The 14,103-nt window shown below is 31.5% G+C and carries 14 protein-coding genes; 12 read left to right on the top strand and 2 right to left on the bottom strand.

Features of this window, described 5'->3' with window-relative positions; genetic code table 11:
* The first annotated feature begins 55 nt into the window (after positions 1-55).
* From BLT88_RS13260 to BLT88_RS13210, 10 genes are all read left to right on the top strand, one after another.
* A complete protein-coding gene (locus BLT88_RS13260) occupies positions 56-1,087 on the top strand; it encodes a rhodanese-related sulfurtransferase (protein ID WP_091955362.1) in 1,032 nt (343 codons plus the stop codon).
* 246 nt (positions 1,088-1,333) lie between these two features.
* A complete protein-coding gene (locus tag BLT88_RS13255; protein WP_091955360.1) occupies positions 1,334-2,707 on the top strand; it encodes a regulatory iron-sulfur-containing complex subunit RicT in 1,374 nt (457 codons plus the stop codon).
* 55 nt (positions 2,708-2,762) lie between these two features.
* Positions 2,763-3,182, top strand: coding sequence for a gliding motility lipoprotein GldH (locus BLT88_RS13250; protein ID WP_231960009.1), 420 nt, complete (start codon positions 2,763-2,765; stop codon positions 3,180-3,182).
* Position 3,183: 1 nt separating this feature from the next.
* Positions 3,184-5,454, top strand: a complete 2,271-nt coding sequence (locus tag BLT88_RS13245) for a penicillin-binding protein 1A (RefSeq protein ID WP_091955358.1) — start codon at positions 3,184-3,186, stop codon at positions 5,452-5,454.
* 56 nt (positions 5,455-5,510) lie between these two features.
* Positions 5,511-6,212: a CoA transferase subunit A gene (locus BLT88_RS13240; RefSeq protein ID WP_036782725.1), complete on the top strand. Its 702-nt coding sequence runs from the start codon at positions 5,511-5,513 to the stop codon at positions 6,210-6,212.
* 2 nt (positions 6,213-6,214) lie between these two features.
* Positions 6,215-6,874 (top strand): 3-oxoacid CoA-transferase subunit B, encoded by a 660-nt coding sequence (locus tag BLT88_RS13235; protein WP_091955356.1) that lies wholly within the window; start codon positions 6,215-6,217, stop codon positions 6,872-6,874.
* 271 nt (positions 6,875-7,145) lie between these two features.
* Positions 7,146-7,907, top strand: a complete 762-nt coding sequence (locus BLT88_RS13225) for an exodeoxyribonuclease III (RefSeq protein ID WP_091955352.1) — start codon at positions 7,146-7,148, stop codon at positions 7,905-7,907.
* A gap of 4 nt (positions 7,908-7,911) precedes the next feature.
* Positions 7,912-9,432 (top strand): lytic transglycosylase domain-containing protein, encoded by a 1,521-nt coding sequence (locus BLT88_RS13220; RefSeq protein WP_091955350.1) that lies wholly within the window; start codon positions 7,912-7,914, stop codon positions 9,430-9,432.
* 4 nt (positions 9,433-9,436) lie between these two features.
* Positions 9,437-10,420 (top strand): DUF4837 family protein, encoded by a 984-nt coding sequence (locus BLT88_RS13215; protein ID WP_091955347.1) that lies wholly within the window; start codon positions 9,437-9,439, stop codon positions 10,418-10,420.
* A 118-nt stretch (positions 10,421-10,538) separates the two neighbouring features.
* Positions 10,539-11,039, top strand: a complete 501-nt coding sequence (locus tag BLT88_RS13210; protein WP_091955345.1) for a DUF1761 domain-containing protein — start codon at positions 10,539-10,541, stop codon at positions 11,037-11,039.
* A 13-nt stretch (positions 11,040-11,052) separates the two neighbouring features.
* Here the strand turns inward: BLT88_RS13210 and trpS are convergent, their stop codons facing one another.
* On the bottom strand, positions 11,053-12,021 hold the full coding sequence (gene trpS / locus BLT88_RS13205; RefSeq protein ID WP_036782740.1) for a tryptophan--tRNA ligase: 969 nt from the start codon (positions 12,019-12,021) through the stop codon (positions 11,053-11,055).
* 190 nt (positions 12,022-12,211) lie between these two features.
* Here trpS and BLT88_RS13200 point away from each other — a divergent pair, with 190 nt between their 5' ends.
* Complete coding sequence (locus BLT88_RS13200) at positions 12,212-12,976, top strand: 1-acyl-sn-glycerol-3-phosphate acyltransferase (protein WP_091955343.1); 765 nt, start codon at positions 12,212-12,214, stop codon at positions 12,974-12,976.
* Entirely contained in the window at positions 12,973-13,611 is a 639-nt protein-coding gene (locus tag BLT88_RS13195) for a hemolysin III family protein (protein ID WP_091955340.1), read from the top strand. Before BLT88_RS13200 ends, BLT88_RS13195 begins: the two co-directional genes overlap by 4 nt.
* Here BLT88_RS13195 and BLT88_RS13190 read toward each other — a convergent pair.
* Positions 13,602-14,087 carry a CYTH domain-containing protein gene (locus BLT88_RS13190; protein ID WP_091955339.1) on the bottom strand — a complete coding sequence of 162 codons (486 nt, stop codon included), beginning with the start codon at positions 14,085-14,087 and terminating at the stop codon, positions 13,602-13,604. The two genes, BLT88_RS13195 and BLT88_RS13190, sit on opposite strands and share 10 nt — an antisense overlap.
* Positions 14,088-14,103: the final 16 nt, after the last annotated feature.

Genomic DNA, 14,103 nt, shown 5'->3' with positions numbered 1-14,103 from the left:
TTTTAAAAATTAACTACATTTGCAAAAATATTTTGTTTAACCTAATTAGTATAGCATGCAACTGTACAATAAGTTAAGCGCTATAGAACGCGCTGCATTAATTGATGAAGCTGGTAAAGACCGCCTCACGATATCATTCTATCAATATTATAAGATAGAAAATCCACAATTATTTAGAGATAAGTTATTCTTAGAATGGAACGCTTTAGATGTGCTTGGTAGAATTTACGTTTCTTACGAAGGTATCAATGCTCAATTATCTGTTCCTTCCGAAAAATTTTATGCTTTAAAAGACCAATTAGATAGTATTTCTTTTTTAGAAAATATTCGGTTAAATGTAGCTATTGAACACGATAATAAGTCTTTTTTAAAGTTAAAGGTAAAAGTTAGAAACAAAATTGTTGCCGATGGTTTAAATGATGAAACTTTTGATGTAACCGCTAAGGGTGTTCATTTAAATGCGAAGGAATTTAATGAGATGTTGGCAAATCCTGATACAGTTTGTGTGGATATGCGCAATCATTATGAGAGTGAAATTGGTCATTTTGATGGAGCAATTACACCAGATGTAGATACATTTAGAGATTCTTTAGATATTATTGAAGAAGATTTGAAAGATAATAAAGAAGATAAAAATTTATTGATGTATTGTACTGGCGGAATTCGTTGCGAAAAAGCATCTGCATATTACAAACACAAAGGATTCAAAAATGTTTTTCAGCTTGAGGGTGGAATTATAGAATACACACGTCAAGTAAAATCTGAGGGCATAGAAAATAAATTTATAGGTAAAAACTTTGTATTCGACCATAGAAGAGCAGAAAAAATTACCGATGATGTAGTCTCTAATTGTCACCAATGTGGAAAATCTTGTGATACACATACAAATTGTGCCAACGAAGCCTGCCATTTACTCTTTATACAGTGTGATGAATGCTCAGAAAGTATGGAAAATACTTGTTCTATAGATTGTCAAGAGGTAATTCAATTGTCTTTTTCAGCACAAAAAGAATTGAGAAAAGGCAAGGGAAATAGCAATAAAATCTTTAAAAAAGGGCGTAGTGAAGTGTTGAGGTTTAAGAAGTGATTTCTTTAAAATAAGACTTAAACCACTCAATTTAGAAGCCTTTTTCTTTGTTGAAAATTTAGCTTTTAAGATTCCCTCAGATTCCGTATATTTACTGATTAGTCATTGTTAAGTTGTGTTTTGTTATCAGCTTGATAATCAATTTACGAACCAAGAGGTTTTTAAACTCTAGGGTTGGGTTTTTAGCAGATTTGCTGCTGAAAATAAGCCGTAGAGAATATTAACTATAAAAATATATTTACTTACATGGCATGTGGAAGTTGTGGTACAACAGAAAATGGAGTACCAAAAGGTTGCAAGAGTAATGGTAATTGTGGGACAGGAACTTGTGGAAGTGGTAGTGAGAAACTAGCCGTTTTTGATTGGCTTTCTAACATGACTTTACCAAGCGGCGAAGAGCGCTTTAATATTTTTGAAATTCGTTTTAAAAACGGACGAAAACATTTTTTTAAAAACACAGAAAATCTAACTATTTCTATGGGAGATGTTGTGGCTGTAGAAAGTTCTCCAGGACATGATGTAGGTACAGTTTCTTTAGCAGGCGAGTTGGTTAAAGTGCAAATGAAAAAACGTAAAATTTCTCATGATAGTGAAGAAATTAAGAAAATTTACAGAAAGGCTTCTCAAAAAGATATAGATATTTGGCAAGCTACAAGGGCTAAAGAAGTAGAAACCCAAAGAAGAGGAAGAGAAATTTTAGGAAGATTAGGTTTGCAAATGAAGCTTTCTGATGTTGAATATCAAGGAGATGGAAATAAAGCAACTTTTTATTATACTGCAGAAGCAAGAGTAGATTTTAGACAACTGATTAGAGATTTAGCGAGTGCATTTTCTATTCGTGTAGAAATGAAACAAGTAGGAGCAAGGCAAGAAGCCGCGAGATTAGGAGGAGTCGGTTCTTGTGGTAGAGAATTATGTTGTTCTACTTGGCTAACAGATTTTAGAAAAGTAAGTACATCTGCCGCTCGTTATCAGCAGTTGTCTTTGAATCCGTTAAAACTATCAGGTCAATGTGGCAAGTTGAAATGTTGCTTAAATTTTGAGTTAGACACGTATTTAGATGCTTTAAAGTCGTTCCCAAAACAAGATGTAGTTTTAAAAACTGAAAAAGGTGAAGCTGTTTTTATCAAGATGGATATCTTTAAAAAACATCTCTGGTATACTTATAAACAGGAACGTTTTAAATGGTTTAGGTTGACATTAGAACAGGTTCAAGAAATAATTGAATTGAACAAAAATGACGAAAAATCTGTTTCGTTAGAAGAGTATGAATCTGATATAGAAATTCCTGAAAAAGTGAATTTTGAAGATGCTGTTGGGCAGGACAGTCTAACCCGTTTTGATGCTCCAAAGACAAGTAAACGCAGAAGAAATAATAGAAAAAAGAAACCAGTTGCTGCGGGTGTAAAACTATCAAATGGTAGTTCTCAAAAACAACAACAGAACAGAAAATCGAAACAAAATCCAAATCAGAAGCAAAAACCTGTTGCAAAACCGGGAGCTAACACAAAACCAAATCAGCCAAAAGCTGAGGGAGTTAAGGCGAACAAGCCAAGAAGGAATAATAGAAATAGAAACAATAACAGATCTAAAAATGGAAATGATTCTCAAGAAAAATAGAATTTTCACTTTTTTGATTGGGCTTCTTTTTCTTTTTTCATGTAATGATAGAATAGTGTTTACTAAATATAAATCATTACAAAATGCTTCCTGGGAGGCTAACAAAAATATTTCTATTGAGTTTGATGTCGAAGATACAATTACACCTAAAGATTTGTTTATCAATATTAGAAATAATAAAAAGTATCCGTATAGTAATTTGTATGTAATTACAGAGCTGAATTTTCCAAATGGGAATAAAATTGTGGATACATTACAATACCAAATGTCAGATAAATTTGGTCATTTTTTAGGAAAAGGATTCACAGATATTAAAGAAAATAAATTATTTTATAAGGAAGCAAAAGTATTTCCAGAATCGGGTAAATATATATTCAGTATACGGCACGCAATGAGAAAAAATGGAGAAGTAAAAGTAATTCCGTTTTTACAAGGCGTGCAAGATGTGGGCCTCAGCATTGAAAAAATAGAATAAAATGGCAAAGAAAGAAACACTAAATTTTAAAAAATACCTAATCTGGTTTTGGGGAATAGCTGCAGTAGGATTCCTGATAATATTTCTGCTTTTTTTTACAACCTCAAAAGGTGGTTTTGGAGCATTACCAACTTTTGAAGAATTAGAAAATCCACAAACAAATTTAGCAACAGAAGTTATTTCTGCAGATGGCGTTACTATTGGTAAATACGCTAAAGAGAATAGAACACCTGTTAAGTTTAAAGAGTTGCCAGAAAATTTGATAAATGCTTTAGTAGCAACAGAGGATGAGCGTTTTTACGATCATACAGGAATTGATTTTAAAGGTTTAGGAAGAGCTATTTTAAAACCAGGAAGTGGTGGTGCAAGCACGATTACTCAACAGTTAGCAAAAATGTTATTTACTGGAAAACCATCTAGAAACATTTTTAAAAGAATTGGACAAAAAATGAAGGAGTATGTTGTAGCAACTAAGCTAGAAACACAATATACAAAGCAAGAAATTATTGCTATGTATTTAAATAAATACGACTTTCTTAATCAAGCAGTTGGTATACGTTCAGCAGCAAGAATTTACTTTGGTAAAGAACCAAAAGATTTAGCAATAGAAGAATCTGCAATGTTAGTTGGGATGCTAAAAAATTCCTCTTATTTTAATCCTTTAAGAAGAGAAGAGAAAGTAAAACAAAGACGAAATGTTGTTTTATTACAAATGACAAAAAACAACTTTATTACAGAAGGTGATAAAATTAATCTTCAACAATTACCATTAACCCTAAATTATAAGCCAGAGAGCCATAGTGACGGTTCTGCAACTTATTTTAGAACACATTTGCAAAAAATGATGCGTATTTGGGTGCAAAACAACCCAAAACCAAATGGTGAAGAATATGATATTTTTAGTGATGGATTAAAAATTTATGTAACTATAGATTCAAGAATGCAACAATATGCGGAAGAATCTGTAAAAGAACATATGGCGAATTTACAATCGGCCTTTTTTAAAGAACAGAAAAGAAATAGAATAGCGCCATTTTACGATATTGAAAAAAGTCAAATTAGAGGAATTTATAGGCGAGCAAAAAAGAATTCTGAAAGATATAAACGTTTAAAAAAAGTAGGAAAATCATCAAAAGAAATTGATGAAATATTTAAGAAAAAAACAGCAATGAAAATTTTTTCTTGGAAAGGTGATATTGATACAATTATGTCTCCTATAGACTCTATTAGATATTACAAACATTTTCTACGTTCAGGATTATTATCCATAGAGCCACAAACAGGGCATATAAAAGCTTGGGTTGGTGGTATAGATAATAAACACTTTAAGTATGATGCGGTTGCTCAACAAAAAAGGCAAGTAGGTTCAACATTTAAACCATTTGTATATGCCACTGCAATTAATCAGTTAAGAATGTCTCCTTGTGATAAATTACCAAATACACCTTATACAATTCCTCAAGGAAAATATGGAATTCCAGAAGATTGGAGCCCAAAAAATTCGAACGATAAATATGGAGGAATGTTAACTCTAAAGGATGCTTTAGCTGGTTCTGTGAATACAATGTCTGCCAGGTTAATAGATAAGGTAGCTCCAGTAAATGTTGTCCGTTTGGCAGAAGCTGCAGGGATTAAAACTAAAATTCAAGCAAATCCATCAATTGCGCTTGGTGCAGTGGATTTATCATTACTAGAAATGGTTAGTGCTTACAGTACATTTGCAAATAAAGGTTTGCGAGTTAGTCCGATGATTATTACAAGAATTGAAGATAAAAACGGAACTGTTTTAAAAGATTTTATTCCAGAAATGCAGGAAGTTTTAAGTGAAGAATCTGCCTATGTAATTTTGGATTTATTAAAAGGTGTAACAGAGTCTGGTTCGGGAATTAGATTGCGTTCAAACTGGACTTCAGGAGGGAAAGTAGTTACTGGTTTTCCTTATAAATTTGAAAACCCAATTGCCGGAAAAACAGGAACTACTCAAAATCAATCTGATGGCTGGTTTATGGGGATTGTGCCAAATCTAGCCACAGGTGTTTGGACAGGTGGTGAAGATCGAGCAACACATTTTGCAGGTATCACAAAAGGTCAGGGAGCAACTATGTCTCTGCCTTCCTGGGCTTTATTCATGAAAAAATGTTATGCTGATAAAACGTTAAATATCAGTAAAGAAGATTTTGAAAAGCCTGAAAATTTATCAATCAATATTAAATGTGAAGAAAAACCAGAAGAGGATAAAAATGAAATTCCTGATGAAGACACTAATTTTTAATAGATATTGATTTAATATTTTAATAACTTACAAACCCATCATAAAAGATAGATTACATGATAAACAAAAAAGTAAATAATGTTCAAGAAGCTTTAAAAGGTGTAAAAAACGGAATGACTTTTATGTTAGGAGGTTTTGGTTTGTGTGGTATTCCTGAAAATGCAATTTCTGAATTGGTAAAAAGAGATATTAGAGATGTTATTTGTATTTCTAATAATGCAGGTGTTGACGATTTTGGTTTGGGTTTATTACTTCAAAATAAACAAATTAAGAAAATGATTTCTTCTTATGTTGGTGAAAATGATGAGTTTGAGCGTCAAATGTTATCAGGAGAATTAGAAGTAGAGTTAACGCCTCAAGGAACTTTAGCCGAAAAATGCAGAGCAGCACAAGCAGGGTTTCCAGCATTTTACACACCAGCAGGCTATGGAACTGAAGTTGCCGAAGGTAAAGAAACTAGAGAGTTTGATGGAAAAATGTATGTGTTAGAAGATGCGTTTAAAGCGGATTTTGCTTTCGTAAAAGCTTGGAAAGGTGATGCTGCAGGGAATTTAATTTTTAAAGGAACTTCAAGAAATTTTAATCCAAATATGTGTGGAGCAGCAACAATTACCGTTGCAGAAGTAGAGGAAATGGTCGAAGTTGGCGAGTTAGATCCAAATAATGTTCATATTCCAGGAATATTTGTACAACGTATTTTTCAAGGTGAAAAATATGAGAAAAGAATTGAGCAACGAACAGTAAGACAAAGAAATTAGATATGGCTTTAGATAAAATTGGTATTGCAAAACGAATTGCACAAGAAGTTCAAGACGGGTTTTATGTAAATCTAGGAATTGGTATTCCAACGCTTGTCGCTAACTATGTTCGTAATGACATAGAAGTAGAATTTCAGAGTGAAAATGGTGTTTTGGGAATGGGGCCTTTCCCATTTGAAGGCGAAGAAGATGCCGATGTTATAAACGCAGGAAAACAAACTATAACTACCATGCCAGGTGCAAGCTTTTTTGATTCTTCAATGAGCTTTGCTATGATTCGTGGGAAACATGTTGATCTTACGATTTTAGGAGCGATGGAAGTTTCTGAGAATGGAAATATTGCCAACTGGAAAATTCCAGGAAAAATGGTAAAAGGTATGGGTGGTGCAATGGATTTAGTTGCATCTGCAGAGAACATTATTGTAGCCATGATGCACACTAACAAACGGGGTGAATCTAAAATTTTGAAACAATGTTCTTTGCCTTTAACAGGAGTCGGTTGTGTAACAAAAGTAGTTACTAATTTGGCTGTTTTAGAAGTGAAAAATAATGCATTTAATTTATTAGAAAGAGCTCCTGGAGTTTCTATTGAAGAGATTCAAAATGCTACAGAAGGAACTTTGATTATTGATGGAGAAATTCCAGAAATGAACCTATCCTAAGTCCTTTCTGAATTAAATTGATAGCATTACTTAAGAAGTATAAAGTACTTATAAAATGAAATTATTAAAATATATATATTGGATAATTTTTCCATTGATTCTATTTATTCTTGATGTAGTATTAAATATTGAGAATTTTTTTATGAGAACTTTTACAACTAGTGCTATCGCTTTTTTCTTATCGCCAAAAAAGAAGAAAATAAAAATACAAACAGGAGAAAAAACTCAAATAACTTGGTTTTTTTTAAAAGAACCAATCTTTTTAAACTAGATGAAAATAATATCATATAACGTAAACGGAATCAGAGCGGCTTTAAAAAAAGGTTTTTTAGATTGGTTACAAGCTGCAAATCCAGATGTAATTTGCCTCCAAGAAACGAAAGCACACAAAGAACAATTAGATCTTTCTGAATTTGAAAATGCAGGGTATCCTTACCATTATTGGTTTTCTGCCCAGAAAAAAGGCTACTCTTCAGTGGCTGTTTTTTGTAAAGAAAAACCAAATCATATAGAATACGGAACAGGAGTTGATTCTATGGATTTCGAAGGTAGAAATTTACGAGTAGATTTTGATGAGGTATCTGTTATGAGCTTGTATTTGCCTTCGGGAACAAATTCAGAAAGGCTCAACTTTAAGTTCAATTATATGGAGCAATTCCAAGAATACATCAATAATTTAAAAAAAGAAATTCCTAATTTAGTGATCTGTGGCGATTATAATATTTGTCACGAAGCAATAGATATTCACAATCCAAAAATGAAAGGAGTTTCTGGATTTTTACCGGAAGAAAGAACTTGGATTGGCGAGTTTATTAATAGCGGATTTATAGATAGTTTTCGTTTCCTAAATCAAGAGAAACAAGAATATTCTTGGTGGAGTTATAGAGCAAATTCTAGAGCAAATAATAAAGGTTGGCGATTAGATTATGCGATGGTTTCAAAATCTTTAAAAGATAAAATATCAAGAGCTTATATTTTAACAGAGGCTAAGCATTCAGACCATTGTCCAATAGCTCTAGAATTAGATATATAGTAGTATGAATAAATTTTTATTTCTTTTATTTTTTATCAGTATTTCACTTTTTTCTCAAAAAGAAAAAGACAGTATTACAGCTGCTAAAATTGATACTTTATTCATAGTTAAAGATTCTATTAAAAAAAATATAAGATTTGACTTATTTTCTGATTCAGATTTAAAAACTATTGATAGCTTATTGATTGATGAAAAGTTTAATTCGTCCTTAGTAGATACTTTAGAGTATGTAATTGGTGATAAGGATATCATTGGAAGCCAGAATATTGTTTTAACCACAGCTTTATTAAAAAAACGACTTTCTGATTTAGATGAACAAACCCCCTTTAATTTAGCTTTTAATCCTGCTTTAGAAAAAGTAATCAATAGTTATTTGTTGTCTCGTAGTAAGTATTATCCAAAGTTAATGGCAAAGGCAAAGTACTATTTTCCAATGTTCGAGCAATATTTAGATCAGTACGATATACCTTTAGAAATGAAGTATCTAGCGATCGTAGAGTCCGCGTTAAGACCACAAGTGAAATCGAGAGTTGGTGCTACAGGTTTGTGGCAATTTATGTACGGTACAGGAAAACAATTTGATTTGAAAGTGAGTTCTTATGTTGATGAACGTCAAGATCCTGTTAAATCAACTATTGCAGCTTGTAAATATTTAAGTCAGTTATTTACCATTTTTGGAGATTGGGATTTAGCCTTAGCTGCTTACAATTCTGGGCCAGGAAATGTAAGGAAGGCTATAAAACGTTCGGGAGGTTATAGAAATTATTGGAATATAAGACCTTATTTACCAAAAGAGACAGCAGGTTACGTTCCTGCATTTTATGCAACAATGTATATTTTCGAATATGCCGAAGAGCATGGAATTTATGCCGAGATTCCGAAGTTTTTTAACTTTCAAACAGATACAGTTCGAGTTAAAAGAACGATAAGTTTTGATCAAATTTCTGAAATTATGAATGTTGGCGAAGAGGTGATTTCTTTTTTAAATCCTGCTTACAAGTTAGATATTATCCCGTTTGTAAAAGAAAGAAACTATGCTGTTAGATTGCCAAGTAATAAATTGGTTGAATTTTTAGATAAAGAAAAAGAATTGTATGCTTTAGCTTCTGAAGATGAAAGTAAAAGAGAAAAGCCTTTGCCTAAGTATTTTGAAATGGATAAACGCATTCGTTACCGGGTTCAAAATGGAGATTATTTAGGGAAAATTGCCAATAAATTTGGCGTAAGAGTAAGCAGTCTTAAGCGCTGGAATGGCCTAAAAACGAGTCGCTTAAAAATTGGACAAAGGTTGTCTGTTTTTCCAAAGAAAATTCCTTTTTCTGTCAGTAAAGTTTCAAAAAAGAAAGCAACAATATCATCTAAATCAGGTAAGTATGATATTTATGTTGTGAAAAATGGAGATTCGCTTTGGAACATTTCTAAAAAATTCCAGAACGTTTCTGTTGATGAAATTAAAAAGTGGAATAATATTTGGAGTGTTAAAAGTTTAAAACCTGGAACTAAACTTAAAATTTTTAAAAGCTAAACTCATGAGAAACATATTTTTAATTTTAACAATTGCATTTTTATTATCCTCTTGCGTTGGTAATGATACAGTGATTTTAAAACAATCTATAGGCAAGATCAATAAAGTAATGGTAGTGGCTAAAATTAGCGATTGGACAGGAGATGTTGGTCAAGAAGTTCGTAATTCTTTTGGAGAACTAATGGTGGGTTTACCACAGCCAGAACATTTTTTATCGGTTTCTCAAGTGGCACCAAATGGGTTTAGTTCTATGATGAAAGCGAGTAGGAATATTTTAATTATTACGGAAGCTAAAAATGAGGCTTTTACTGTAAAGAAAAATGTTTTTGCACAACCTCAAACTATTGTTTATGTGCAAGCAAAAGACGATGAAAGTATTATTAAACTTTTTCAAAAGCATAAAAATGAAATTAAAAATATTTTTATAGATTCTGATATTCAATTTACACAAAGAATTTTCAGTAAGGATAAAATTGACAACTCACAATACAAAACACTAAGCAATTTAGGGGTTACTTTTACAATACCTAAAAAGTTTAAAACTGTTGATGATACAGGAGAATTTCTTTGGTTAAGAAATCATTTGATGAGCGGAATTGCAAAAACAGGAAGTAATAATATTTTAGTGTACTCAATTCCTTTGAGTGATGAAACTCAAATTTCGGATAATATTGTAGCCGTAAGAGATAGTATAGGTAAAAAATTCATCCCTGGTTCAGATCCGGAAACCATGCATATGATTACAGAAGAAGCTTATACTCCTTTTACTTTTGATGCCATTATCGATGGGAAAAAAGCATATGAAACTCGTGGAAAATGGGAGGTGAAAAATGATTTTATGGCAGGGCCATTTTTAAATTATACAGTAATAGATAAAAAAAATAATAGACTAATTATTTTTGAAGGATTTACCTACGCACCATCAGTAAGTAAAAGAGCTTTTGTTTTTGAATTAGAAGCTATTGCTAAGTCTATGAAAATAAACTAGTTATTTTTTAAATTCAAAATATTTAAAGTCTAAAGCTTAATGGTTTAGACTTTTTTTATATAACTAATTCAAAATCTTATTTTCTATCTTTGATACTTAACCAAAACTAATTTTTATTATGGAAATGAATTTTTACATTTTTTTTGTTGCAGCTATTATACCCTTAGTTATTGGTTTTTTCTGGTATGGTCCTTTATTTGGAAATGCTTGGATGAAAGAAATGGGGTTTACAAAAGAATCTTTGCAAGACCAAAATACGGCTATAACTTTTCTTTTAAGCTATGTTTTTAGCTTGTTCATTGCAGTGTTTTTATTGCCTGCAACAATTCATCAAATGGGAGTGTATTCGTCATTGGCAGGCGAACCTGGTTTTGCGGAACAAACAGGAGAATCATTTACCTATTTTCAGGATTTTTTAGCAAATTATGGAGATCGTTTTAGAACTTTTAAACACGGTGCTTTACATGGTGTTTTATCAGGTGTACTGTTGGCATTACCACTTATAGCAATTATAGCAATGTTTGAGAGGAAATCAATAAGATATGTTGCCATTAATGCAGGATACTGGATAATAACATTAGCTATTATGGCAGGCTTGATTTGTCAGTTCGGTATGTAACGTATGATTTTTATTAGTACCCTATTTTGTCTCTAACTCTTTTCAAAACTTCATTAGCGACAATTGTTGCTTTTGCTGCCCCAACCTCTAATGCTTCATCAATTTCATGTTTGTTTTCCATAAAATGATTGTAGCGCTCTCTAATAGTTGAAAATTGCCCAATAATCAATTCATACAAGGCTTGTTTGGCATGGCCATAACCATAATTTCCACCTTCGTAATTTGATCTCATTTCTGCAATCTGAGCATCTGAAGCCAATAATTTATATAAACCAAAAACGTTATCAGTATCTGGGTCTTTAGCTTCTTCTAAGCCTTTACTATCCGTTTTAATAGACATTATTTGTTTTCTCAGTTTCTTGTCTGGTAAGAAAATATTGATAATGTTATTTCTCGATTTACTCATTTTCTCACCATCCGTTCCTGGAACTAATTTTGTGTGCTCTTGTATTTTAGCTTCTGGTGCAACCAATGTTTTGCCAACAATATTGTTAAATCTGTTGGCTACGTCTCGGGTCATCTCTAAATGCTGTAATTGATCTTTTCCAACAGGTACAATCTCTGCATCATATAATAAAATATCTGCGGCCATTAACATTGGATAAGAGAACAAACCTGAATTTACATCACCTAGTCTATCAGCTTTATCTTTAAAACTATGCGCTAATGTTAATCTTTGATAAGGAAAAAAGCAGCTCAAGTACCAAGATAATTCTGTAACTTGAGGAATGTCGCTCTGTCTATAAAAAATTGTTTTATTAATATCTAAACCACAAGCTAACCATGTGGCTGCGGTACTATATGTGTTTTCTCTTAATTCTTTTCCATCCTTAATTTGTGTTAAAGAATGCATGTCTGCAATAAATAAAAAAGCTTCGTTTTTTGGATTATTTGACATTTCTATAGCAGGTAAAATTGCCCCTAATAAATTGCCCAAATGCGGTGTTCCTGTGCTTTGTACTCCAGTTAAAATTCTAGACATTGAATGATGTTTTTTTTAAATCATTATAAAATGAAATAATAATCTTACAATTTATGGTTAGGAAAGATACTCGTATCTCATAACAAATAAATTCTGTTTACATGAAATATAAATTTCGCTACCAGCACAAAAATAAGGTTTTATGCTATAAAAATGAAAAACAAAAAGATTATTAGTATTTTTGAAGTTAATGAAATTTTTAAAAATTCCTTTTTTGTTAATTTGGCGCTTGTGGTTTTACATTTTAATGTTCACTACAGTCATTTTAATGACCCCGTTTTTGTTAGTTTTTACTTTTAAAGAAGAATACTATCATTTATTATGGAGACTGGTTAGAATCTGGTCTAAAGTTCTTATTTATGGTATGGGTTTTCGTTTAAATATTCAATTAGATGAAGAAATTGAACCGAATAAAAGTTATATGTTTTGCCCAAATCATGCTTCTTTAATGGATCCTTTTGTGTTGATTGTATTAAGTAAAAACCCAATTGTTTTTGTAGGAAAACAAGAGTTGGCTAAAATTCCAATTTTTGGATTTTTCTACAAGAGAATTGTTATTATGGTGGATAGAAGTAATCCTGAAAGTAGGAAAAAAGTGTATGAAATAGCTAAAAAAAGATTACAGAACGGAGTGAGTATGGCTATTTTTCCGGAAGGATTAGTGCCAACGGAAGATGTGGTTTTAGCTCCATTTAAAAAAGGTGCTTTTAATTTGGCAATAGAATTTAATATACCAATTGTTGCTCATGTTTATTTTGATTGTAAACGTCTGTTTTCTTGGGATGTTTTAAAAGGAGGTTTCGGAGTCTTTAGAGTTCGCCAACATCAATTTATTTCAACTAAGGAATTATCTATTGATAAAATGGAGTATTTAAAAGAAAAAACATTTGATGTTATTTATAATGATTTAGCAACTGATAAAAAGTACATGAACGATACAAACAGAAAGAGATGAGTGAGAAATTAAATCATAGATATTCAGATTCTGAAGAACAATTAAATGTTTGGTCTCACGGTTTAGGTCTCATTACCAGTCTTATTGCCGTACCTTTTTTAATTTCAAAAGCATTTTCCTATTCAGATTTTTGGGATATAAGTAGTTTTATAATTTACGGATTCAGTTTAGTCATCTTATATGCTGCTTCAACTTTTTATCACGCAGCTAAAAATCCAAAGACCAGAAGAAAGTTAAATATTTTTGATCATGCGGCTATTTATGCTTTAATTGCTGGCAGTTATACTCCTTTTTGCTTAGTAGCCTTAGATTCTAATTTAGGTTGGTATATGTTTATTGCTGTATGGGTTTTTGCCTTAACTGGGATTATTCTTAAATTATTTTTTACTGGTAGGTTTGATAAAATATCAACTGCGATGTATCTCTTAATGGGGTGGCAAGTAATTATTTTTATAAAACCTTTAATGCAAAGTTTAAGCGCAGAAGGGTTCCAGTTTTTAATAGCTGGTGGCGTTTTTTATTCAATTGGAGCCATTTTATATTCAATTAAAAAAATGCCTTACAACCATGCTACTTTTCATGTCTTTGTTTTATTAGGAAGTATAAGCCATTTTATTGCGATATATTATTTATAAATTTTAGCCCAAATTTTAAAAGGAATTTTACTTAAACTTGAATTGTAATATCTTTTATCTCCTGTAACTTCTGTACCTAACCAAAGAGGTTTTTTAAATAATTCATTTTCAGTATTTAACTCAATTTCGGCAATAATTAAACCTTCATTATCGCCATAAAACTCATCAACTTCAAAAATATGGTTTTCGGCTTTTATATAAAATCTTGTTTTAGTAATAATTGAAGGTTCACACAAGAGAAGTAATTGTTCTGCCTCCACACTATTAATCTCTTTTTCCCATTCAAAACGAGTTGTTCCTGTAGAATTAGACTTCCCTTTAATGGTTAAAAAAGCACTGTCATTAGAAATTCTAACTCTTACAGTTCTGTTTTTATCAGAATTTAAATACCCTTGCTTTAGCTGTTTTTTTTGATAAAACACCTTTTTAAAATCTTCATTTTTGACTAAAAATTTTCTTTCAATTTCTAAACTCATAAATATCTATCCATTT

The organism is Polaribacter sp. Hel1_33_78, from assembly GCF_900106075.1.
Lineage (GTDB): Bacteria > Bacteroidota > Bacteroidia > Flavobacteriales > Flavobacteriaceae > Polaribacter.
This window is presented reverse-complemented; position numbering and strand designations above follow the sequence as displayed.